This is a genomic window from Pseudomonas sp. MWU12-2037 (assembly GCF_023242345.1).
Lineage (GTDB): Bacteria > Pseudomonadota > Gammaproteobacteria > Pseudomonadales > Pseudomonadaceae > Aquipseudomonas > Aquipseudomonas gingeri_D.
On the sequence record NZ_JALLIZ010000002.1, the window covers coordinates 374,607 to 395,785 of the forward strand.

Sequence of the window (21,179 nt, forward strand, 5' to 3'; positions counted from 1 at the left end):
GGGTTTCTACAGCCCCCGGCCTACAAGGGCTCCAGCCTGTACAAAAAGTGATCAAATGCTGAAATAAAGGGCCCCGTTAAGGACCCTAAAGGGTTGCAGCGAATGACGTACCGCTTCAGCGAATCTCTACACCCTGAGACTCCATCATCATCAGCAAGAGCTTTTGTGTGATTGGGTCATTCGGTACGAGGCCGCGCAGGCCATTGAAGACGCCCGTCATGTATTCCTGATCGGCCCTACGGGAATCACTGCCCAGTGCTCCGAAGGCGTTGTAGCCAGTCTGGTAGGCATTCGCCAGGACTCCCATTGCTGGGACCTGCTCAGCGACCCGACCGAGGAACCCAGTGAATCGCTTGTCCTGGGTGGCGCTGTACTTCATTGCGCCCAGCTCAGGTTTCTCCTTGGGCCCCCGTGGGAGGATCGACGAACGCACAGCCGCGCCCTGATCGAAACCGAAAGGCGCAGCTACGATGTTCAGTAGACCCAGTGGGGCCCCGATGTGAGAGCTACGGGATAGACCTGCATAGGCCAACATCTTGGGATCCAGCGAGTTCTTCAGGAACCCTTCACGCTGGTCCTTTGGCATACCAGCCGCTTGGCTGTACTTCATCGCCACGTAGGTGGACACAGCAAGGCCAGTAGACAGGACCGCTTGCATCGTCTGGTCAATCGCTCGACCGTTCTTCGTTGCATCGTGGAAGCCACGGACAAGCCGGGAGTTCACAGAGCGCATGGTGAAGTTCTTGAACTGCATAGCCACCTTAATCCACGCCCCATAGGCAACAGTGTCAGCAGACGACAGAGCGTGTGGCCGCAAGATGGTCTCGTGGGCAATCTTGTCGCCCATCCGCCACATGTCCATCGTCCGAGGGTCTCGCTGTAGAGCTGCACGGTCCTTGATGGTGTACTTACCGTTCCTCCCGACAACCATGTGTTCCCGGATCGCCGCCTTGATGCCCTCGAATTGCTCGGGGCTGATAGACATGGAGTGAAGCCTTTGAGGTTCGAACAGACTGGACTTACGGCCAGCTAACACATGGTCAACGAGATCCGAAAGGACACCCGACCGACCAGCGTCCGCGATGTAGTTCGACGACTCTGTGAGGAACTTGGTCAAGGGCCAACGGGCAGACGCTTCCTGTGTAGCGAACTTGAGGGACCCTACAGCATTCGCAATCACCGGGTTCACATCAGCCTGATCCCGAAGGCGCTCAATGATGTCCATACGGGTTGGCCGAAGGTGGTTATCCAGCTCACGTCCAAACACCATTGAATGCATGTCCTTGAGGTCCTTGGCGCTGATCTTCGAGCCCCATTGCGTCATCTCACGGAGCAACGGCACACCCTTCAAAAGCATGTGCGTATGCCCCTTGGTCACCATGCCCGAGACTTCGAGTACGGACTGAGCCCCCATGTAGGCGTTCTTGGATAAAAAGCTCATGTCCGAGAGAATTCGAGCACCTGTAGCTAAGGCCCCTTCAGGCTCTCGACGTGCTTGGCCTGTGAGAATCTTCATAGCCTCTGCAAGCGCTGCCTTCTCGGCCTTGCTGGACGCGTTGACCTTGGAGATATCGTGTAGCAGCTCGCCAGTCGTCCGGCCTGTTGCCCCCATGATTCCGATGTCACCGTTAACACGGCGGTCATAGCTTGGGGTGATGCGGGACAAGTCGAATTCCCGTAGGTCGTTCACAGCGAACTGTGAGCCGTCCGAGAGGGGCACAGCCATGTCCGAATCAAACAGGTGACGCCCTTCAAGGAAGTTGTTCGAGGCAAGCCCCATGTTACCGGGGATGCTCCCTTGGTCGCCGAGTGACAACAGTGTGGAGCCGTCGAAGTCCTCAGACTTGGCGATACCGAAAGCCTTACGAGTCGCGTAGTCCTCTACGGCCTCCTTGAGCCCGGCAGGGTCCAGCGTCTTGCCTTCACGGGCTGCCTGATCCATCAGGAACTTATCGACCCGCGCCTTGACGTGTGGCCGGGCCGCGTAGCTGGCAAGCCATGACTCAGAGATTGCATGCTGTAGCCCATCCTGACCGCCAAACTTCTGAAGGTGCAGGGCCTTGGCCGCTGTCGAGTAGACGTTAGGAATGTAGGACCCAGCGTGGCGCGTCTCCGGGAGGATCGCTCGGGCATTCTTGTTGCCGAACTGTGCGGGAGCTGCAAGGTAGTCAGCCTTGCGGTCGTAGTGGTCCCGGACGGTTTCCATCAGCTTGCGTTCACCTGGGGTCAACTGGGTCAGCTTGTTCCCGGTGGTGTCCTCAATGGCCTCAGCGACTCGGCGATTAACCATGTCCATATGAGCCTTTCTGCCACCCGCCTGGGTTGCAAACTGAGGGTCCTTGATGGCCTCTAAGAGCTGTTCCGACATCTTGTTGTAGGTGACGTGATCCTGGGATGCCGTCCGCTCAATGATGTCCGAAGCGGTGGCCCCGAACTTCCCGTTAGAACCACTTACCGTCAGAGTAGGAGGCCTGAACAACTGACCACCGATGTCCCGGACTGCCTGGTTCTCGGAGCGCAACAGCGTGTAGCCAATCTCAGTAAAGCCACCCATAGAGACCCCTTTGGCAGCTCGCTCCACAGGCATGTACAACTCAGCATCTCGAATAGTCATCGGGTTCATTGGATTATTCGCAGACAGGATGGAACCGTCTTGAAGTCGAACCGCGCCGGGCTCACTTGGATGCGGCACTACGTCAATCCCACCGATGTTCTCAGGGGTTTCACCGACCAACCAAGGAAACCGGGACGGGTCATCCATACCGGCCTGTCTGGCTGTCTCACGGGCTTCCAGGCGGATCGCTGGGGGAGCGAACGGGTTGTTATCGAAAGTCTCCATTTCAGGATGAAGGTCGAACCGTTCGTTCGGCAAGGCCGACTCTCCGTGCATCTCCAAGACCTTCTGTAGCTGCTCGTCGGATATGTCGTCTCGTCGAGGCACCTTTGCGGCTCGTTGAGCTGCCCGGTCAAACAGAGCTGTCGCACCGGCACCGAAGAGAGCCCCACCGACCAGCGCGGTCCCGTAGTGCCCCTCGATACCTGTAGCGGACTCACGTAGCCCCTCAGAGGCAACAGCGCCAGCACTCCCATAGACAGCCCCTTGGGCCACGCGAGAGATCAAACGGGACCCTGTAGCACCAGGGATCGGCGCATAGGTCAGAGGATCAACACCAGCAGAGATGAACCCACCGACAATCTGTGCGCCCGTCCCTGCCCCGTTGATTCGAGCCTCATAGGCTGCGTTCTCTTTAGCCATAGCGATGGCCTGGGGGAGATTCGCTCGCTTGCCCTTCGAGTAATCCATGATGAACCCGAAGTATTGAGGGTCTACCCCTTCCTTGCGGATCATCTCGAAGTCGTCACGGGTCCACGAAGAGGTATCGGTAGGGTTTGCCCACTCCAGCGGATCGACAGTTTCCTGAGTGGCGTACCGGAGAATTGAAGGGATTGGCGAGGTCATAACGGATGCCTTTGTGGCGTCCCATGTCCCCTCAAATGTGCCCTTTTCCTTTGGGACCATCGAGAGGTAATCGGGTTGGGTCACAGGAGCTTCGCCACCCTTAAGACCCATTGCGCCCAGACCTGGGAGCCCCTGACCTACATGTATCGGGTTGGTGGCTGTGAGTCCTTGAGTGGCGTCCTCGAAGGTCACAGCCTTAGCCTTTGGGTGAATACCCGGATCAGTTACCCCCAACGCTTCGAAGTATTTCCGGGAGGGACTCTCGCCGGACACGTCCAAGAGGTTGCGCATGTACTGCTGACCTTCCGGGCTGATCTTCGAGAAGTCGCCTTGATCCAGTGCGGCCAACTGGGGCGCTCCGAGTCGGCCTTGCCCTTGGTTGTACGCCAGAGCGGTTTTCAGCAAGTCCCCGTTGTAGGCCCCGCTTAGGTCCTTCAGGTGCCGCATGACAGCAGGGATTGCCTTATTGGGGTCCTTACGATCCTCTGGGGTCATCAGCCCGTAGGCCTTGCCGGTTGCCTCTGTGAACTGCCCCAGGCCGAGAGGGCCGGTGTGGCTCTTGGCGTCCGTCTGGAATCTGGATTCGTTGAAGATCAGCTTATGGGCGAAGTCGTACGGGACACCTTCACGGTCAGCCTCTTGGCGAATCAATGAGTCGTATAGGGTCCCGTTTGCCAGGACCTGGGCGTATTCATCTTTGCTATTCAATATGTCCTCCTTGTGGTTACTGTTTGCGTGCACCTTCGAAGCGGACACACGAAAGCGGCCCGCTGTTGGTGGGTGTGGCTGATTGGGAATGAGGGGATTTACAACTGGCAAAAACCATTGCGGCCTTGCCTCTGTGCGACATTACTGTTTTGGCCCTCCCTGAGGTGTTCCGGCTCCCTGCGGTGCGCTCTTTGCGAAACCACCACCAGCCGCATAACCACCGAGGCCAGAGCTGACAATGTTCAATGCGTTCGCGATGTTGTTGGTTTTGAGACCCTGACCGCCCCCGCCACGAACAGCCGAACGGGCGTTCTCAGCAGCACCGACACGGTTCTGAAAAATGGCCGCATAGTCGCGGTCGAAGTTGTCCGTGATGTTCATCTTTTCGGCGGACGCTTCGTTGTCTGCGGATCGACGGATACGGTCCATAGTGTTGCCGGATAGACCCGACTCCCCTACAGCCGTATTGATGGTCCCTTGGTTTCGAAGGGCCTGTAGGTTCACCTCTGTGAGCTGCCTGCGCGCTTCGTCTTGTTTGTCCACCATGGACAGCCTGGCATCAGCATCCTGCATGTTTGCCGACTTGATCATCTCTTGCTGGGTCTTACGTTGACCGTCAATCATCGCGCCTTTGGCCTTAGCCTGTTCAGATGCCCCTGCGGCTGCGGATGCAGCAGACATAGCCATCATCGCGATTGGAATTGCTAATGGTCCACACATTATTATTACCTCCTATAACCAGAATTGACGAAACTTGAATCCAGCCGGACTCATAAGTTGGCCCGTTGCAAAGGTTGCACCGAGTGACTCCAGAAGCCGGATATGAGCGTGATTTTCAACCGACACAACGTTGGTAAAGGCCAGCCCTTCCGATTCGCCTTTGATAGCCATCAGGTGGTCCTTGAGAACTCTGTAGAACCGAAACCGCTCCGCCTTTGTTAGCATGTCAATGACGTTTGTAGTGACGAACCAAATAATCCCCTGAGCATGTCCACCTACAGCTAAAACGGAAGCTCCATATCTAATGGCATGTGTCGTTTCGTCGAGGTAGCTCGGGAAAGCATCAAGCGGATTACGACCAGCCTGAAGTGAGTGAAATTCTTTAAGGTCACCATGAGAAAGATTATTAGCAGCGGACCATAGGTCGTCTTGTGTTGCCTTTACTTTGTGCATACGTAAAACCTCCATATTATTAGTAGTAGTGCGCTCTTTGAAAATGAGCATGCAAGCTCCCAAGACACACCAAGATTTCAGGCTCGTGCAAACTCCCCATGATGATGCGTACGAACGGAACTCAAGTACCTCTCAGCGGCACAAAAACTCCCCAGCTTCATAAGATGGACATCACCGCCTATCGATACTCGAACGCGGTAATCACCGTTCCTCATTTTTTCGATTCCCTTAGGAAGACCAGAACGTTTTGGCTTCCCTTTCGCGTTCCATAGATTTTGCTGCACTGTGCATGCTCGTAGATTTTCTATTCGATTATTGAGGCGATTTCCGTCTATGTGATCGACAACAAGCTCTGCCGGGTCCTTCCCCGTATGCATAAAATAAATAATCCGATGTGTTCGGTAGAACCGCCCCTGGAATTTCATCCGATAATAGCCGTCACTTCCGATACTAACGACAGGACCTATCCTGCCATTACTGCCACGGGTTGCTTTGATTCGGGATAGACCTGAGTGACTCGTAGGGTCAATCACGTAGATTTTTTGAAGGTCTGTAATGGGCGGCATTGCGGTGTTCGTAGCCATAGTCATGTCTCCTGTTCAGCGTCTGGATGCATCTCCTTTCGAGTTGGTTGGGTGTGTTGCTAATAGTGAGGGGAACTGGGCAGTGACGTGCTACAACCACACCAAACAAGGAGTTGGCAAGGCGTCGCTCAGGCGAAAAACAGCGTCCTTAATACAGAAGTCCTTCAGTTCCGCAACGTCGGCCCGTAGGGTCTTCAGCTCATCCATGACGCTCTGTGCGATTGGGTTGGTGGACTCTTCAGCATCGTATTTGCCGGTCTTGCGGATCGTCGGTAGGACTTCCTCGGTGACCCACTTGCGGAACGGCTCAGAGGCCGGAGCGTGGCCCCGTAGGAGCATCTGGTAGACGGCGCTCTCTGGGAACATCATCGTCGTTGTGCGGTACTTCTTGCCCTGCGCATCCATTGGGACACTGACCGGGAGATTCCCTATGAGTGCACATAGAGACTTACCGGGCATCTCCCGATGAGTCGTCAGCTTGCGATAATCGCTGACACTGGTAGCCGGATCTTTCAGACCTGCCGCTCGGGCCACCTGGGTAGCCACAAACAACAGATCGTGCTCAGGGTGGCCGGTCAGGACGTCCAGCTCGATGCCCATGAAATTACGTTTCTTCAAAGTAGCAACTAACAAAATTCCTTAAGCTTCTCCATTGTCAGTAATTCTGAAGCAACATCAATTTTCGCAGGGATATCAAATACTATAGGGCTTCGCAACTGATCTGATAAAACACGCCCAGTAAAAGCGACAAGCGATGCGGGCGGATTAATCATAAAAATCTTCGGAGTACGACGAACCTCTCCCGCCTGAAGCTTTCCAATATTAAACCTCAACAAAAACTCCGAGCCACTCTGACTTATTGAGCATTTCGGACCAAGACCATTCAAATGGGGTGGTTCTACATAGGGACGAGCCAAGCTATTAACCTTCTCAGGCTTTTGCAACACCTGATATGAGTATTTAAAACAAAACAACGAAGCAACTGGGACACTCAGAGAAACTTTTACATCATCTGCAAACTGATCTCCAAAATTGCCAATTTCAAGTAAAAAAGGCACTATACCTCGCCTTTCTTGCAGATATGACGCCGACTCCCTGTAAAAATTCTTATTCACCATAGCCATCATTACACGATGGATCATACCTGGCTCTTCATCCAACAGATAGTCTTTATACTTCAGTAGGGGCAATAATGACCACTGAGTATAACTCATCGAAAATTCGTCAGATGCGGTAGAGTCAGGAAGCACAATTTTCACGGTTAACTTGGGGGAGTGAACGGTCGCACGACTGATAGCTGCCGCCCCCATTTTTGCTATCTCCGACGGATCCGCAATATCTGTTGATGAGCCACGGCGCACGTAGACAGCATTTGATAAAACTCTTCCATATTTCTTTTTCACATAAATCGGACGTTCCTGAACTGGAATACTATACAGCCCAAGCTTTACCCCCTTATATTCCAGTGATCTATATGAAAAAACCACAGGATGATTCGTTTTCTTACTAACAAACTCTTGCAAGCGAGAGTCATCAATATCAACATCCAGTCCAACAAGCTCTCCCGTGCCGTTTTTCACTCCTATAAGAATGTAAGCCACCTCAGAGCGCCACGCGTTGGCGAATGCCAAAATATCTTTTAGCAACTCGGATTTTCGATCGTCATCAACATCTGAAAATGGATACTGCCGCTCCTTATAGTCAAGGGTAGTGCACTCTCCTCGATATAATAACTCCGAGATCAAATCATCATCATTCATTTTTCGTCCCTATTCAAAAACCAACCTATAGCCCACGTATGATTTTGAACTCAACTCTTACGAATCGCATCTGCGATAGCTGCCCGGTCACCGACATGCCGAGCCCGAAGGACGACCCCCAAAGCAGCGTCTCGTGTCAGTTGGGTGAACACAAACTGTCTCTGTAACGAATCCTCGTAGAACGCCTCCTGAGCGACCATCGGACCACCAACAAGAGCCCAGGTCGTCAAACCATCGGGACCTACCGTGCTTTCAAACAGCCCCAACTCAACGAACTCATTGAGAGCTGCTGTCAGGCTTGCCTTTAAATCGACATGGCGTCTTTTGGGCGTAGCCTTGGCAATAGAGAGGCTGTCAGTAACAAAGCATGGGGCAGACATCAGGGCAAATCCTTAGGCGCACGGAAGATCGCCAAGGTATACGAACCCTGCCCACACATGTCAACGAATTACGCTCACACAGCTGCAAATTGACTGCCCGTGAGGTTTGGGTCTGCCGCTATGCCATACTGACTTTCGGCCTACTCGACACGTACCGCCACCCAATTCGGGTAATCATCTGTCCGCGATACTGCATACTTATGGTTTTTCCCACGGATAAGAGACTTGATCATATATTCTACTGTACGCCATGGCAGCTCTTCGCGCTCGCAAGCAGTTAGAGACATATCATTAGTAAAAGCCGTCTCGAATGTCTCCGTGAAGACCTCACCATACTCCGACCGCCAAGAGCGTTTAGCTACCATCTTCGCGCCGCCCTTGGTATCCCCATCAAAATCATCAGAAACCACATGGGAAATAAAAATAGCCGGTGATTTAGTTACGCTAAAAACGTTTTCCGAAACTTCAACACCCAAACCGCTAACTGTTTCCATTAAACCAACCTCGCCATGCAATCCGAGTTAAGCATTAATTAGCTTTGTGAGTCCGTGTTGCCCCTCTGAAACTGGGCCTCTTCGTTTTGCTTATAAGACTTTCCGCCACCTCAGAGGACCACAGTGAAAACCCAAAGATCAAAACGCAAAAGGTGACCCATCCGAGAAACTGAATGAGCGCCTCCATCAGGTCACCCCTTCAGCGGTAAAGCCACCAAATTGCAGGTGACGGTCGATTGTGACGGCATGGGCCGAGGAGGTCTTGATACTCATGCAAGGATGCTCCGTGCTTTTGTGTGTGAATACTAATCGCTTATCTATAGAGCGAAATTTACGTCCATGAGCCACGCATGTCAACGAATAATATTCACACATCAAATCCTTCAGCGACCAACGTATGCTCAATGCCTTACGAGGCGTCCCACGTTCTTGTCTTCTGATCGAAGCTTTTGACCTTTGGTGCGAGCTGTACGGCTTCTATGGGCCCTGTAATTTCGTCGAGCTTGTAGATGAACTCCCTGACCTCCTGAGACTTGAGGCGCGACGCCTCGATAGCGAGAAGATCATCCGCGCGCGCCATACGCGACGCATTCCACTCATCTCGATCTTTTCCGGGAGGGGGAGCTTCAGTCACGCCTTTTTCCTTAAATTTCGTACTGCCTATAACCTCCAGAAAGCCCCGCAACATGTCGTCCCAATCCTCACTCGTAAGGCCAGCGGGAGCATCAGGTGGGTAGCTCTCTTGAGTGACGATTAAAAAGTCACGATTTATCAAACACCAGAGTTTCGTAACCTCTCCGCCACAGGGGTTAGGGCCGATTGAAAACTCAATGCGCTCAGCGTCTGGCATCCTTGAGGACGCGATGGAGAAACTGATTCTCCGCATAGGTTTGCCAGGACTCGATGTATTGCTTTGGGGCATTCAGGGGCTCTCATTGGCGGCCGAGCAACTGACTCGCCTGTTTATATTCAGGTTTGAACAGCCCGTAATCATCCCTGCAAGGGCCTCAACAAGCATTCCAGATGCCAGACGTCAAAAGTAATCGTGCCAGAAGCATGGCCCACTACAGCCTGAACGTGTGTCGTTGGGCCCTTTGGTCCGAATCGAGGGCGTCAGTGAAATATCGCAACGAATGGAAGATGATACCGTTTAGTCGACCAGCAGACCGCCCCTCAGCGCCTCGGCCAATCGAACGACCTGCACAGCCCTACCCGCCCCGTATAGATCGAAAGTGATCGAACCCGAGCTGTGCCCCAAGATTTCCTGAGCGGTCCCCAACGGAACCTCAGCGGCCTTTAAGGACCCTGCAACGAAGTGCCTCAACGAATGGAACGACAGGTCACCCCCTGACTCCAGCTTCAGAACTTCACGAATCATCTCGTTCAGTGGCTTGTTAAAATAATGAGCCTTGGCAGTGAACAGCCGGTCAGAGCCGCACCGTTTGACGAACTCAAGGAACGCTTCAAGGTTAAACCCAAATGCCCCATCGACCAGCGGAACGACACGGGCGGAGTGCTTGTTCTTGAGGGTCTTCCCGTTGTCCGCGTTGATGTCGATAACCCACACATCACCAATCTGTTTTACATCACCTTTGGCAAGCTGGTAGACCTCCCCGATACGCGCCCCAGTAAGAACGCCCAACGACAGCGCCCAACGCTTCCACGAATCGGCAGGGAGGCCATTGGCGTAGATCATGAGGGTAGCTATCTGATCCTGCGAGAACGCCTCTCGGGAGCTGTCGGCACCTTTGGTCAGCTTCAGCCCCTTGTCGTATGTCTTATCGAGATGTCCCGTGTTCACGGCCCAGGTCATGACCGTCGATAACCGAGTCAGTAGCTTGTTCACGGTTGAGCCCTTGCGGGTTTCGAGTAGCTTCTCTTTGAGAGACACCATATCGGCGCGCGTATGCGTCCGCATGTCCAGTTCGCCAAGTGCCATAGCGATGACCTTACAAGATGTGGTGACCTCATGCATCGTGCTGGGCTGAACGTTCGCCCTGAGTTCAGACATGTAGAGGTCGGCAAGGAAGCTGAAGGTGATCGGTTCGAGGTCTGGTTGGGTATTTACAGATAGAGACAGATTGACATGGGTGTTTGCTGTACCCGCCTGCTGACCGTCGAGTTCCCCAGCGATCCCCTGTAAGATCCGGTCGTATGCAGTTAGCGAGCTATCCACCGTGACCCGATCAGCTATGGTCAGTGTGTGGGCCCGTAGGTCCTCCCAGGTAGCCGATTGGTTCGCCAAGTGGAATACGGCAAGATCCTTGAGGATGTCCGTCGAGAGGTCCATGGCCCTGGAGCGCTCCGAGGTCCTTAGGGAAACCGTTACGGCAGCCTTGGCCCCTGTAGGCCGTAGTCGCATGTAGTAACGACCACTCCTGCGGTAGTACCAAGGCTTAGCCAGCTTGATGTCTAACAAATCTCTAACATTGGTGGTCTGACTTGAAGCGATCATTCGAAGGAAACCTATATAAACCAAGGGGTTTCCTCTCCTGCTCTCAGTTCTGGGCCAATCCGGAAAATTTCGGCAAGTACTGGTGGTGATTCCCGTGAGCACATCCATCTGTCCCTGTGGTAGCGGCAACCTCCTGGAGGCCTGCTGCGGCCATTATCACGCGGGCCATCCGGCCCCCTGCGCCGAAGCCCTGATGCGCTCGCGCTACTGCGCCTATGTATTGGGGCTAGTCGACTACCTGGTGAACACCACGCTGCCCATTCAACAACCGGGGCTGGACCGCCAGGCCATCGGCGAATGGAGCGCGCAAAGCACCTGGCTGGGCTTGGAGGTGGAAAGCTCGGAAGTCTTTGGCGGCCAGCCCGAGCATGCCTTCGTGACCTTTACCGCGCGTTGGCACGACAGCAATGGCGAACACAGCCACCGGGAAAAGTCGTCCTTCGTACAAACCGATGGGCGCTGGTATTTCATCGACCCCACCGTGCCCCTCAAGGCCGGGCGCAATGACGCCTGCCCCTGCGGCAGCGGGCAGAAATACAAGAAGTGCTGTTCCGGCTACCTGCTCAGCTGAGGCGCAGGTGTGAGATATCCGGCACCGTGACGACGGTTGCCACCGACAGTTGGCCCATGTCGGCACCGACCGGCGCCACGCTGAAGGCCGACAGATCCAGGGCCAACGCGACGGGCTCGGGCTTGGCATCCTGCATATCGCTGCCGACCTCGGCGATGCCGAAGTCCGGTGCATCGACCTCGCTGAACGCGGCCATATAGGCATCCCGCGGCGCCACCTGGGCACGGCCCGGCGCTGGGACCGGGGCCGTCATCTCGATCTCTTCGACGGCCATCTCGACCACCGCGACCAGCGCCCCGGCACGCTCGAGGGTGACCCTGTACTTTTCCGCAGCCGCGGCATCGAGATTGCTCTTGAGCACCAGGCGCCGTCCGGAGAACAGCAGTTCGATGCGCTGGGCATCGGCCTGGAACAGCCGGGCCAGGTTGCTTTTGACCTGATCGGGCGCAGCACCGGGTAGCGATTCGCCACTAAAAACAATCTCGTAAAGCATCATGATCACACTCCTGTGCGCCGACCTGATCCGTTGCGCGAATGCTCAGCAGTATCACCCAGTGGATTTACCGCCACAACCATGAGCTTTTTCTGTCACAGGCTTGCTATGCTGGGGCCTCGGCGGGAGGAACCCCATGCACTCACGGACACTTGGCACGCTCGGCCTGCTTATGCTGTTGACGCTTTCCGGCTGTTCGTCCTGGTTCGATGGCGGTACCCGCGAGCCCGAGGTTCGCCTGGTGCGGGTCGAACTGATCAAGGCGCGCCTGGTTCAACAGAAATTTCGCCTGCACTTTCGTGTCGACAACCCCAACGACGACAGCCTGACCGTGCGCAGCCTGCATTATCGTCTCTACCTCGACGGCTGGCTGCTGAGCGAAGGCGAGTCCGAGACCGGCTGGTTCACCGTGGAAGCCAACAGCCACGCCTCCCTGGTCATTCCAGTCAGGACCAACCTCTGGGAACACCTGCGCGACCTGACCAAGCGCCTGAAACACCCCCATGATCCGATCCCCTACCGACTGGAGGGCGAACTGGAAACCGGACTATTCCTCAGCCATGACGTGCACCTGGAGCGTAAAGGCGAGATAATTCCCGCCGAAATTATTCCGGAGTGACACCAGCATGACCCAGCAACCCCATGTCCACGGCCCTGATTGCAACCACGATCACGAGCATGAGCACCACGATCACGACCATGGTCATGTCCACGGCCCGAACTGCGGTCACGCTCACCAGGAGCCGGTACGCAACGCGCTGAAGGACGTGGGTCGCAACGATCCGTGCCCGTGCGGCAGCAGCAAGAAATTCAAGAAGTGCCACGGGGCCTGAGGCTTTCTGCCAGTAACGCCCCCGCAGGAACGCATTGAACCCATTTCAATGCAAAAAAAATCCCCGACCAGATCGGGGATTTTTTATGGGCAGGTGCAGGAGCGCGCTACTGGAACAGCGCCTCGCTGGACAGGCCATTCTTCTCGAGGATCTCGCGCAGGCGCTTGAGTCCCTCGACCTGGATCTGCCGAACGCGCTCGCGGGTCAGGCCGATCTCCAGACCGACATCCTCCAGGGTACTGCTCTCATGCCCGCGCAGGCCAAAGCGCCGTACAACCACCTCACGCTGCTTATCGGTCAATTCCGACAACCACTGGTCGATACTCTGGGACAGGTCGTCGTCCTGAAGCAGCTCGCAGGGATCGGTAGGTCGATCATCGGTGAGGGTATCGAGCAACGTCTTGTCGGAATCCGGCCCCAGGGACACGTCCACCGAAGACACCCGCTCATTCAGGCCGAGCATGCGCTTGACCTCACCCACCGGTTTTTCCAGCAGATTGGCGATTTCTTCCGGGGAAGGCTCATGATCGAGTTTCTGGGTCAGCTCCCGTGCCGCCCGCAGATAGACGTTCAGTTCCTTGACCACGTGAATAGGCAGGCGAATGGTCCGGGTCTGATTCATGATCGCCCGTTCAATCGTCTGGCGGATCCACCAGGTGGCATAGGTTGAGAAGCGAAAGCCACGTTCCGGATCGAATTTCTCCACCGCCCGGATCAAGCCGAGGTTGCCCTCTTCGATCAGGTCCAGCAGGGAAAGACCGCGGTTGACATAACGTCGGGCGATTTTCACCACCAGGCGCAGGTTGCTTTCGATCATGCGCTTGCGGCCCGCGGGATCGCCACTTTGCGACAGGCGCGCAAAATGAACTTCTTCTTCCGGGGACAACAAGGGGGAAAAACCGATTTCATTGAGATACAACTGGGTCGCATCCAGCGCCCGCGTGTAGTCAATGTACTTGTGCTGCTTGAGCGCAGCAGCATTCTTGGTCTTGGCACGAACTGGGGGTGGAGAACTGTCGTCCTCCGGCATCATATCCATGACGATGTCGGAGTCCATAAGGAGCACCTCATCATCGATGTCAAACCCCGGCGCTTCTTTACTGAGAGCCATTGTTATAGTCCTTTGGTGAGTTCGACCTCAAGCTCAAGCGGCGCCTTTATCCTTGGCAACGCTGGAACCTGTTCCCACTACAGTCAGGAGAACAGGCTGGAAAACGGATCAACGACGTGGCAGGAATTGCAGTGGGTCTACGGGTTTCCCCTGGCGGCGAATCTCAAAATGCAGTTTCACCCGGTCCGTACCAGTTGATCCCATCTCGGCAATTGTCTGTCCGACCTTGACCTGCTGACCCTCCCGAACCAACAGCCTACGGTTGTGACCGTAAGCACTGACGTAGGTATCACTGTGTTTGATGATGACCAGCTCGCCGTAGCCCCGCAACCCACTCCCGGCGTAAACCACTGACCCATCAGATGCAGCTAAAACAGGCTGTCCCAAATCTCCGGCGATATCAATACCTTTATTCAAACTACCGTTTGAAGAGAATTTTCCAATCAGAATACCGTTTGAAGGCCACGCCCAACCCTTCGGCGCGGGACCGGCCGGCGGCATCGGCGCCGCTGCCGCAGGTGCCTGGGCCGCGGGTTGCGAGGTGGTTGCAGTGCCAGACGCGCCGTTGGCCGGACGCCGGGTGATGGTGAACTTGCTCGAAGGCGAAGCGCTCGACGACGTCGAGGCGACAGCCGTCGGCGTTGAATTTGAACGGCTGTCGAAGCGAATCGCCTGACCCACGTGGATGGTGTAAGGCTCGGGAATATTGTTACGCGCGGCCAGGGCTTTCCAGTCCCAACCGTAGCGGAAGGCGATCGAAAACAGGGTATCGCCACGGGTGACCACATGCTGGCCGGTGGTGGTCATCGGTTTCTGTGGCGTCGCGCTGGCGGCTGTCGTTGTAGCGTTGCCGTTACGATCAACGACGCGCACGCCGTTCTTTGGAGCACTGGAGCAACCAGCCAGTAAAGCACTGAGGGCAAGGCCGATCATCAGGCGCTGAACGCTTGCTTTACCCATACGCTGCCGAATGACTGTGAGACTCACCCGCCGCTCCCTTTGTGGTGGCTGAAATAAGAGTGCCTGTACAGGCGGTAATGTGGCGTAAGTATAACTGGCTGTTGGAATTTCACTGACAACAAAGCCAAGTCGAAAACCCGACACATTTTAAACATGGGTGCCGTACCAGTCCCGCTCTAAGACCTACGACCTTAAACAGAATTCATTGCCGTTCAACAAATGTTCAGGCCAACGGTCCGTTAAGGAGCGGAACGAAACGTACCGCGCCTAATACATGACGGGAAAAGCCCTGCTCTTCGCGCACGATCAGCATCAACTGCTGGACTTCACCGGCACCCACCGGAATCACCAGGCGACCGCCCGGGGCCAATTGATCGAGCAAGGCCTGGGGCACATCCGTGGCGACGGCGGTGACAATAATGCCGTTGTACGGCGCCAGTGCCGGCCAGCCCTCCCAGCCATCGCCCCAGCGGAACACCACGTTGCGCAGGTTGAGCTCGACCAGACGCTCCTTGGCGCGATCCTGCAGGACCTTGATCCGCTCCACCGAAAACACCCGCTCCACCAGCTGCGACAGCACCGCCGTCTGGTAACCGGAGCCGGTACCGATCTCCATCACCTTGTCCAGCGGCCCGGCCTCCAGCAGCAGCTCGCTCATGCGCGCCACCATATAAGGCTGGGAAATGGTCTGGTTGTGGCCGATCGGCAGCGCCGTATCTTCGTAGGCACGATGGGCCAGTGCCTCGTCGACAAACAGATGACGCGGCGTGCGGCGGATCACTTCCAACACCTGGGCGTTGGTCACACCTTCTTCATAGAGTCGCTGAATCAAGCGTTCGCGGGTTCGCTGGGAGGTCATGCCGATACCGCGACGCATCAGTTCGTCTTGCTCACGGGTCATCAAGCAAGCCCCTCCAGCCAACCGCCCAGCGACTGGAAGGCATCATTGAAGGTGCGATCCAGTTGCAGCGGCGTCACCGAGACAAACCCTTGCATCACGGCATGGAAGTCCGTCCCCGGGCCACCGTCTTCGGCGTCTCCGGCGGCGGCGATCCAGTAACCGGCCTTGCCCCGTGGGTCGACCACCCGCGTCGGCGCCGCGGCCCGGGCCCGATGGCCCAGGCGCGTGAGCTGGACACCGCGAATGCGCTCCAGGGGCAGATTGGGAATATTCACATTGAGCACCGTGCGCGCGGGCAGCGCCAGGCCTTCATGGGCCTGCACCAGCAGGCGGGCGAAATGCGCGGCGGTGGCCAGGTTGTCGACCTGGCGCGAGGCCAGCGAAAAAGCGAACGAAGTACGCCCGAGGAAGCGCCCCTCCAGGGCGGCCGCCACCGTACCGGAATACAGCACGTCATCCCCCAGGTTGGCCCCCAGGTTGATACCGGACACCACCATGTCCTGCTCCTGCGCCAACAGGGCATTGAGCCCCAGGTGCACGCAGTCGGTGGGTGTGCCGTTCAGGCTGATAAAGCCGTTGGGCAATGTATGTGGGTGTAGCGGGCGATCCAGGGTCAGCGAGCTGCTGGCGCCACTTTTGTCCTGGTCCGGGGCAATCACCGTGCACTCGGCATAGTCCACCAGCGCAGCATGAAGCGCGGCGAGACCGGGTGCAAAAACCCCATCGTCGTTCGAAATCAGAATACGCATGAGCTGTCCGTCTGTCCTACCGGCACCAGATCGACGAGTTCGCGCACCAAAGCAGTGGCGAAGCATCCGGCCGGCAGGATGAATTCCAGTTGCAGAATGTCAGACTCCGGATAATGCCACGACAACCGGCCAATGGGCAGCCGCAGGATGCGTCGTTCGTGTTCCATGGTCGCCTTGACCAGCCATTGGCAGAGCTCGGCCTCGCGCTCGGCAACCGCTTGCTCCAGGGCAAAAGTCGCACCCGCCGCCGGTGACGGGCCTTCGCCCCACTGCGGACCGGTGGGGTGCAGATCGAGAATGGCCAGGCGCGGATCGCTGCATTCGGCCTCACCGGCCGGGAAGAAACTGCGGCTGTCGGTGAAGGCCAGCAGGTCGCCGACCTGGGCCCGGTTCCAGCTGCCGTCGGCGACACGCGCCGCCAGCACCTGGTTGAACAGGTAGCTGCGGGCCGTGGACAGCAACCGCGAACGCACATTGCGCTGCTCGGGCAAGGCCTGGCGCGCCGCATAGGAACGGGCCTCGCCGAGGTTGCCACCGAGGTGACCGAAACGCTGGGCGCCGAAATAATTCGGAATACCTTGCGCGGCGATCTGTTCGAGGCGTTGCTGCAAGCCGTCCTTGTCCGCGTTCAATTGGGTCAGGCGCAGGGTGAAGCCGTTGGCGGCATGGGCGCCGCGTTGCAGCTTGCGCTTGTGCCGCGCACTCTTGAGGATCAGCAGGCTGTCGTTCTGGGCCGCCGACAGGTCCGGATCGGCCTTGCCCGGCAGTTGTACGCTGAACCACTGGCGCGTCAGGGCCTGGCGGTCCTTGAGACCGGCATAGCTGACGGTACGCAACGGCACGCCGGCGGCCTTGGCGATACGCCGGGCAGCCTCTTCCGTATTCAGGCCGCGCTTCTCCACCCACAACCACAGGTGCTCGCCCTCGCCGCTCAGCGGGATATCGAGGACTTCATCGACCTGGAAGTCTTCGGCCGTGGCCTTGAGCACCGCGCTCCCGAGGACATCGCCGTAGGCACGCGGGCCCAGCAGTTCCAGTTCAGTCATGCGCGTAGCAACAAGGCGACGCTGTGCACAGCGATGCCTTCTTCACGGCCGGTGAAACCGAGCTTTTCAGTGGTGGTGGCTTTGACGTTCACTTGATCCAACTCAACTTCAAGATCCGCGGCAATCAGCGCGCGCATCGATTCGATATGCGGCGCCATTTTCGGCGCCTGGGCAACGATAGTGTTATCGACGTTGCCGACTTTCCAGCCCAGGGCCTTGATCAACGACACCACATGACGCAGCAGCACCCGGCTGTCGGCGCCCTTGTAGGTCGGGTCGGTGTCAGGGAAATGCTTGCCGATATCGCCCAGGGCCGCCGCTCCCAACAGCGCATCGCTCAAGGCATGCAGCAGCACGTCGCCGTCGGAATGGGCGAGCAGCCCGTGGTGGTGTGCAATCCGCACGCCGCCCAGGGTGATGAAGTCGCCTTCGGCGAAACGGTGCACATCATAGCCGTGGCCAATACGCATAAAAAAACGCCCCGATGTAAGTCAGGGCGTGATTCTACCTATTTTGCGAGAGATTAACCGCTAAGAGCTGCGTGGTGGTGACGCAGGTGGTCATCAATGAAACTGGCGATGAAAAAATAGCTGTGGTCGTAGCCCGGTTGCAGCCGCAACGTCAGCGGATGTTGCGCCAGCTTCGCCGCCTGTTGCAGCGCCTCGGGCTTGAGCTGGTTGGCCAGGAAATCGTCGCGATCGCCCTGATCCACCAGGATCGGCAGCTTTTCAGTGGCCTCGGCGATCAGCACGCAAGCATCCCACTCACGCCAGCGCGAGCGTTCTTCCCCCAGATAACGGGAAAAAGCCTTTTGCCCCCAGGGACAATCCATCGGATTGCTGATCGGCGCGAAGGCCGACAACGACTGATAGCGCCCGGGGTTGCGCAAGGCGCAGACCAGCGCGCCATGCCCGCCCATGGAATGACCGCTGATACCGCGCTTGTCCGAGGCCGGGAAGTGCGCCTCGACCAGCGCCGGCAGCTCATGCACCACGTAATCGTGCATCCGGTAGTGCTGGGCCCAGGGTTGCTGGGTCGCATTGAGATAGAAACCGGCACCCAGGCCGAAGTCCCAGGCCTTGTCGGGGTCACCGGGCACGTCGGCGCCGCGCGGACTGGTGTCCGGCGCGACGATGATCAGCCCCAGCTCGGCAGCCAGGCGCTGGGCACCGGCCTTGTGCATGAAGTTCTCGTCGGTGCAGGTCAGGCCGGACAGCCAGTACAGCACCGGCAGCTTGCCGCCCTGCTCGGCCTGTGGTGGCAGATAGACAGCGAACACCATGTCGCAGCCGAGGACTTCGGAATGGTGCTTGTAGCGTTTGTGCCAGCCGCCGAAGCTTTTCTGGCAGGACAGGTTTTCCAGGCTCATGACCGACCTCAGAAATGAATGACGGTGCGAATGCTCTTGCCTTCATGCATCAGGTCGAACGCCTTGTTGATATCTTCCAGGCCCATGGTGTGGGTGATGAAGGTATCCAGCGGGATCTCGCCCTTCTGCGCCATTTCCACGTAGCTCGGCAGCTCGCTGCGCCCGCGCACGCCACCAAAGGCCGAACCACGCCAGACGCGACCGGTCACCAACTGGAACGGACGGGTGGAAATTTCCTGGCCGGCACCGGCGACGCCGATGATCACCGACTCACCCCAGCCCTTGTGGCAGCACTCCAGGGCCGCACGCATCAATTGCACATTACCGATGCACTCGAAGGAAAAGTCCACGCCGCCATCGGTCATATCGACAATCACTTCCTGGATCGGACGATCGAAATCTTTCGGGTTGACGCAATCGGTGGCGCCCAGTTGCCGGGCGATTTCGAACTTGGCCGGGTTGATGTCGATGGCAATGATCCGCGCCGCCTTGGCCTTGACCGCACCGATCACCGCCGACAGGCCGATACCGCCGAGGCCGAAGATCGCCACGGTGTCACCCGGCTTGACCTTGGCGGTGTTGAGCACCGCGCCGATCCCGGTGGTGACGCCGCAACCGAGCAGGCAGACCTTCTCCAGCGGTGCGTCTTTCGAGATCTTGGCCACGGAGATTTCCGGCAGCACGGTGTACTCGGAGAAGGTCGAGGTGCCCATGTAGTGGAAAATCGTCTCGCCCTTGTAGGAGAAACGCGAAGTGCCGTCCGGCATCAGGCCCTTGCCCTGGGTGGCGCGAATGGCCTGGCAAAGGTTGGTCTTGCCCGACAGGCAGAATTTGCACTTGCCGCATTCCGGGGTGTAGAGCGGGATGACGTGGTCGCCCACCGCCACCGAGGTCACACCCTCGCCGATCGCCTCGACAATCGCGCCGCCTTCGTGGCCGAGGATCGACGGAAAGATACCTTCCGGGTCCGCGCCGGACAGGGTGTAGGCGTCGGTGTGGCAAACGCCGGAGGCCACGACACGCAACAGCACTTCGCCGGCCTTGGGCATGGCGACATCGACTTCGACGATCTCGAGGGGTTTCTTGGCCTCGAAGGCAACGGCAGCACGTGACTTGATCATCCAGCAACTCCTGAAAAGTGAACAACGAAAACCTGAGTGTAAATCAGCCTTGATTGATTAATAATCCAGTCAAAAGCAAAACATTATTGCTGTACAGGGACAATCCAATGAATGACAACCGCTGGGAAGGCATCGACGAGTTCGTCGCGGTGGCCGAATGCAGCCAGTTCACGGCGGCGGCGGAGCGCCTCGGGGTATCCTCGTCCCATATCAGCCGGCAAATCGCCCGATTGGAAGAGCGCCTGCAAACCCGTCTGCTCTATCGCAGCACCCGGCGGGTGACCCTGACCGAAGCCGGGCAGACGTTCCTGCAGCATTGCCAGCGTCTGCAGGACGGCCGCGAGGAAGCCCTGCGCGCGGTGGGCGACCTGACCAGCGAACCCAAGGGCATGTTGCGCATGACCTGCGCCGTGGCTTATGGCGAACGTTTTATCGTGCCGCTGGTGACCAGTTTCATGGGGCTGCATCCGCAGTTGCGGGTGGATATCGAGTTGAGCAACCGTACCCTGGACCTGGTACATGAGGGCTTGGACCTGGCGATTCGGTTGGGCCGTTTGCAGGATTCGCGGCTGGTGGCGACCCGGCTGGCGCCACGGCGGATGTACCTGTGCGCGTCACCGTCCTACCTGGAACGTTACGGTCGCCCCCATAGTCTGTCGGAATTGAGCCGGCATAACTGCCTGATCGGCAGTTCGGATATCTGGCAACTGGAGCAGGACGGGCGGGAGTTTTCCCAGCGGGTACAGGGTAATTGGCGCTGCAACAGTGGGCAGGCGGTGCTGGATGCGGCGCTGCAGGGGGTTGGGTTGTGTCAGCTGCCGGACTATTACGTGCTGGAGCATTTGCACAACGGCACGCTGATCTCCTTGCTCGAAGCCCATCAGCCACCGAATACGGCGGTATGGGCGCTGTATCCGCAACAGCGGCACCTGTCGCCGAAAGTGCGCAAGCTGGTGGATCATCTCAAGGAAGGATTGGCCAAACGGCCCGAGTACAGCGTTTGACCGGTGC

22 protein-coding genes are annotated in these 21,179 nt (G+C 57.3%); 4 read left to right on the forward strand and 18 right to left on the reverse strand.

All coding sequences use genetic code 11. The features are described 5' to 3' along the window. Positions 1-115: 115 nt before the first annotated feature. From M5B42_RS04960 to M5B42_RS05000, 9 genes are all read right to left on the reverse strand, one after another. Positions 116-4,168, reverse strand: a complete 4,053-nt coding sequence (locus tag M5B42_RS04960; RefSeq protein ID WP_248745172.1) for a transglycosylase SLT domain-containing protein — start codon at positions 4,166-4,168, stop codon at positions 116-118. Positions 4,169-4,309: 141 nt separating this feature from the next. Further along, entirely contained in the window at positions 4,310-4,888 is a 579-nt protein-coding gene (locus M5B42_RS04965) for a hypothetical protein (protein ID WP_248745173.1), read from the reverse strand. Between the two features lie 12 nt (positions 4,889-4,900). Beyond that, positions 4,901-5,392, reverse strand: coding sequence for a phage protein Gp13 family protein (locus tag M5B42_RS04970; RefSeq protein WP_248745174.1), 492 nt, complete (start codon positions 5,390-5,392; stop codon positions 4,901-4,903). A gap of 623 nt (positions 5,393-6,015) precedes the next feature. Further along, positions 6,016-6,525 carry a BRO family protein gene (locus M5B42_RS04975; protein ID WP_248745175.1) on the reverse strand — a complete coding sequence of 170 codons (510 nt, stop codon included), beginning with the start codon at positions 6,523-6,525 and terminating at the stop codon, positions 6,016-6,018. Positions 6,526-6,551: 26 nt separating this feature from the next. Next, positions 6,552-7,685 (reverse strand): ATP-binding protein, encoded by a 1,134-nt coding sequence (locus tag M5B42_RS04980; RefSeq protein WP_248745176.1) that lies wholly within the window; start codon positions 7,683-7,685, stop codon positions 6,552-6,554. 50 nt (positions 7,686-7,735) lie between these two features. Beyond that, entirely contained in the window at positions 7,736-8,065 is a 330-nt protein-coding gene (locus M5B42_RS04985; protein WP_248745177.1) for a hypothetical protein, read from the reverse strand. 140 nt (positions 8,066-8,205) lie between these two features. Then, on the reverse strand, positions 8,206-8,559 hold the full coding sequence (locus tag M5B42_RS04990) for a hypothetical protein (protein WP_248745178.1): 354 nt from the start codon (positions 8,557-8,559) through the stop codon (positions 8,206-8,208). Between the two features lie 409 nt (positions 8,560-8,968). After that, positions 8,969-9,193 (reverse strand): hypothetical protein, encoded by a 225-nt coding sequence (locus M5B42_RS04995; RefSeq protein ID WP_248745179.1) that lies wholly within the window; start codon positions 9,191-9,193, stop codon positions 8,969-8,971. A 516-nt stretch (positions 9,194-9,709) separates the two neighbouring features. Then, positions 9,710-10,849: a site-specific integrase gene (locus tag M5B42_RS05000; protein WP_349292765.1), complete on the reverse strand. Its 1,140-nt coding sequence runs from the start codon at positions 10,847-10,849 to the stop codon at positions 9,710-9,712. 259 nt (positions 10,850-11,108) lie between these two features. Between M5B42_RS05000 and M5B42_RS05005 the strand changes: the two genes are divergently transcribed. Then, positions 11,109-11,585: a YchJ family protein gene (locus M5B42_RS05005; RefSeq protein WP_103496426.1), complete on the forward strand. Its 477-nt coding sequence runs from the start codon at positions 11,109-11,111 to the stop codon at positions 11,583-11,585. Here M5B42_RS05005 and M5B42_RS05010 read toward each other — a convergent pair. Further along, positions 11,578-12,081 carry a hypothetical protein gene (locus tag M5B42_RS05010; RefSeq protein WP_248745181.1) on the reverse strand — a complete coding sequence of 168 codons (504 nt, stop codon included), beginning with the start codon at positions 12,079-12,081 and terminating at the stop codon, positions 11,578-11,580. The genes M5B42_RS05005 and M5B42_RS05010 overlap by 8 nt on opposite strands. Before the next feature lie 133 nt (positions 12,082-12,214). Between M5B42_RS05010 and M5B42_RS05015 the strand changes: the two genes are divergently transcribed. Both M5B42_RS05015 and M5B42_RS05020 read left to right on the forward strand, forming a co-directional pair. Continuing rightward, the gene (locus M5B42_RS05015) at positions 12,215-12,697 is read left to right on the forward strand and encodes an LEA type 2 family protein (RefSeq protein ID WP_248745182.1); all 483 of its coding nucleotides are present in this window, start codon (positions 12,215-12,217) and stop codon (positions 12,695-12,697) included. A 7-nt stretch (positions 12,698-12,704) separates the two neighbouring features. Beyond that, positions 12,705-12,911 (forward strand): SEC-C metal-binding domain-containing protein, encoded by a 207-nt coding sequence (locus M5B42_RS05020; protein ID WP_100938610.1) that lies wholly within the window; start codon positions 12,705-12,707, stop codon positions 12,909-12,911. 106 nt (positions 12,912-13,017) lie between these two features. On the opposite strand, the gene rpoS is transcribed toward M5B42_RS05020, so the two are convergent. The 8 genes from rpoS to M5B42_RS05060 form a co-directional block, all read right to left on the reverse strand. Beyond that, positions 13,018-14,022: an RNA polymerase sigma factor RpoS gene (gene rpoS, locus M5B42_RS05025; protein ID WP_103496401.1), complete on the reverse strand. Its 1,005-nt coding sequence runs from the start codon at positions 14,020-14,022 to the stop codon at positions 13,018-13,020. A gap of 108 nt (positions 14,023-14,130) precedes the next feature. Next, complete coding sequence (locus M5B42_RS05030; protein ID WP_103496400.1) at positions 14,131-15,009, reverse strand: peptidoglycan DD-metalloendopeptidase family protein; 879 nt, start codon at positions 15,007-15,009, stop codon at positions 14,131-14,133. A gap of 196 nt (positions 15,010-15,205) precedes the next feature. After that, on the reverse strand, positions 15,206-15,841 hold the full coding sequence (locus tag M5B42_RS05035) for a protein-L-isoaspartate(D-aspartate) O-methyltransferase (RefSeq protein ID WP_177100209.1): 636 nt from the start codon (positions 15,839-15,841) through the stop codon (positions 15,206-15,208). A 41-nt stretch (positions 15,842-15,882) separates the two neighbouring features. Further along, positions 15,883-16,632 (reverse strand): 5'/3'-nucleotidase SurE, encoded by a 750-nt coding sequence (surE, locus tag M5B42_RS05040; RefSeq protein WP_103496398.1) that lies wholly within the window; start codon positions 16,630-16,632, stop codon positions 15,883-15,885. After that, positions 16,620-17,678, reverse strand: coding sequence for a tRNA pseudouridine(13) synthase TruD (truD, locus tag M5B42_RS05045; RefSeq protein ID WP_152740230.1), 1,059 nt, complete (start codon positions 17,676-17,678; stop codon positions 16,620-16,622). Before truD ends, surE begins: the two co-directional genes overlap by 13 nt. Continuing rightward, the gene (gene ispF / locus M5B42_RS05050; protein WP_103496396.1) at positions 17,675-18,148 is read right to left on the reverse strand and encodes a 2-C-methyl-D-erythritol 2,4-cyclodiphosphate synthase; all 474 of its coding nucleotides are present in this window, start codon (positions 18,146-18,148) and stop codon (positions 17,675-17,677) included. Before ispF ends, truD begins: the two co-directional genes overlap by 4 nt. Before the next feature lie 53 nt (positions 18,149-18,201). Beyond that, a complete protein-coding gene (fghA, locus tag M5B42_RS05055) occupies positions 18,202-19,047 on the reverse strand; it encodes an S-formylglutathione hydrolase (RefSeq protein WP_103496395.1) in 846 nt (281 codons plus the stop codon). 8 nt (positions 19,048-19,055) lie between these two features. Continuing rightward, positions 19,056-20,168: an S-(hydroxymethyl)glutathione dehydrogenase/class III alcohol dehydrogenase gene (locus M5B42_RS05060; RefSeq protein ID WP_103496394.1), complete on the reverse strand. Its 1,113-nt coding sequence runs from the start codon at positions 20,166-20,168 to the stop codon at positions 19,056-19,058. A 107-nt stretch (positions 20,169-20,275) separates the two neighbouring features. Here M5B42_RS05060 and M5B42_RS05065 point away from each other — a divergent pair, with 107 nt between their 5' ends. Beyond that, a complete protein-coding gene (locus tag M5B42_RS05065) occupies positions 20,276-21,172 on the forward strand; it encodes a LysR substrate-binding domain-containing protein (RefSeq protein WP_103496393.1) in 897 nt (298 codons plus the stop codon). Positions 21,173-21,179 lie beyond the last annotated feature (7 nt).

What these genes read in the sequence shown, in the direction of transcription:
- M5B42_RS04965 (WP_248745173.1), bottom strand. Translation starts at nt 4,888, where the DNA reads ATGTGTGGACCATTAGCAATTCCAATCGCGATGATGGCTATGTCTGCT.
- M5B42_RS04970 (WP_248745174.1), bottom strand. Translation starts at nt 5,392, where the DNA reads ATGCTCATTTTCAAAGAGCGCACTACTACTAATAATATGGAGGTTTTA.
- M5B42_RS04975 (WP_248745175.1), bottom strand. Translation starts at nt 6,525, where the DNA reads ATGGGCATCGAGCTGGACGTCCTGACCGGCCACCCTGAGCACGATCTG.
- M5B42_RS04980 (WP_248745176.1), bottom strand. Translation starts at nt 7,685, where the DNA reads ATGAATGATGATGATTTGATCTCGGAGTTATTATATCGAGGAGAGTGC.
- M5B42_RS04985 (WP_248745177.1), bottom strand. Translation starts at nt 8,065, where the DNA reads ATGTCTGCCCCATGCTTTGTTACTGACAGCCTCTCTATTGCCAAGGCT.
- M5B42_RS04990 (WP_248745178.1), bottom strand. Translation starts at nt 8,559, where the DNA reads ATGGAAACAGTTAGCGGTTTGGGTGTTGAAGTTTCGGAAAACGTTTTT.
- M5B42_RS05000 (WP_349292765.1), bottom strand. Translation starts at nt 10,849, where the DNA reads ATGGACCTCTCGACGGACATCCTCAAGGATCTTGCCGTATTCCACTTG.
- M5B42_RS05010 (WP_248745181.1), bottom strand. Translation starts at nt 12,081, where the DNA reads ATGATGCTTTACGAGATTGTTTTTAGTGGCGAATCGCTACCCGGTGCT.
- M5B42_RS05015 (WP_248745182.1), top strand. Translation starts at nt 12,215, where the DNA reads ATGCACTCACGGACACTTGGCACGCTCGGCCTGCTTATGCTGTTGACG.
- M5B42_RS05020 (WP_100938610.1), top strand. Translation starts at nt 12,705, where the DNA reads ATGACCCAGCAACCCCATGTCCACGGCCCTGATTGCAACCACGATCAC.
- rpoS (WP_103496401.1), bottom strand. Translation starts at nt 14,022, where the DNA reads ATGGCTCTCAGTAAAGAAGCGCCGGGGTTTGACATCGATGATGAGGTG.
- M5B42_RS05035 (WP_177100209.1), bottom strand. Translation starts at nt 15,841, where the DNA reads ATGACCTCCCAGCGAACCCGCGAACGCTTGATTCAGCGACTCTATGAA.
- surE (WP_103496398.1), bottom strand. Translation starts at nt 16,632, where the DNA reads ATGCGTATTCTGATTTCGAACGACGATGGGGTTTTTGCACCCGGTCTC.
- truD (WP_152740230.1), bottom strand. Translation starts at nt 17,678, where the DNA reads ATGACTGAACTGGAACTGCTGGGCCCGCGTGCCTACGGCGATGTCCTC.
- ispF (WP_103496396.1), bottom strand. Translation starts at nt 18,148, where the DNA reads ATGCGTATTGGCCACGGCTATGATGTGCACCGTTTCGCCGAAGGCGAC.
- fghA (WP_103496395.1), bottom strand. Translation starts at nt 19,047, where the DNA reads ATGAGCCTGGAAAACCTGTCCTGCCAGAAAAGCTTCGGCGGCTGGCAC.
- M5B42_RS05060 (WP_103496394.1), bottom strand. Translation starts at nt 20,168, where the DNA reads ATGATCAAGTCACGTGCTGCCGTTGCCTTCGAGGCCAAGAAACCCCTC.
- M5B42_RS05065 (WP_103496393.1), top strand. Translation starts at nt 20,276, where the DNA reads ATGAATGACAACCGCTGGGAAGGCATCGACGAGTTCGTCGCGGTGGCC.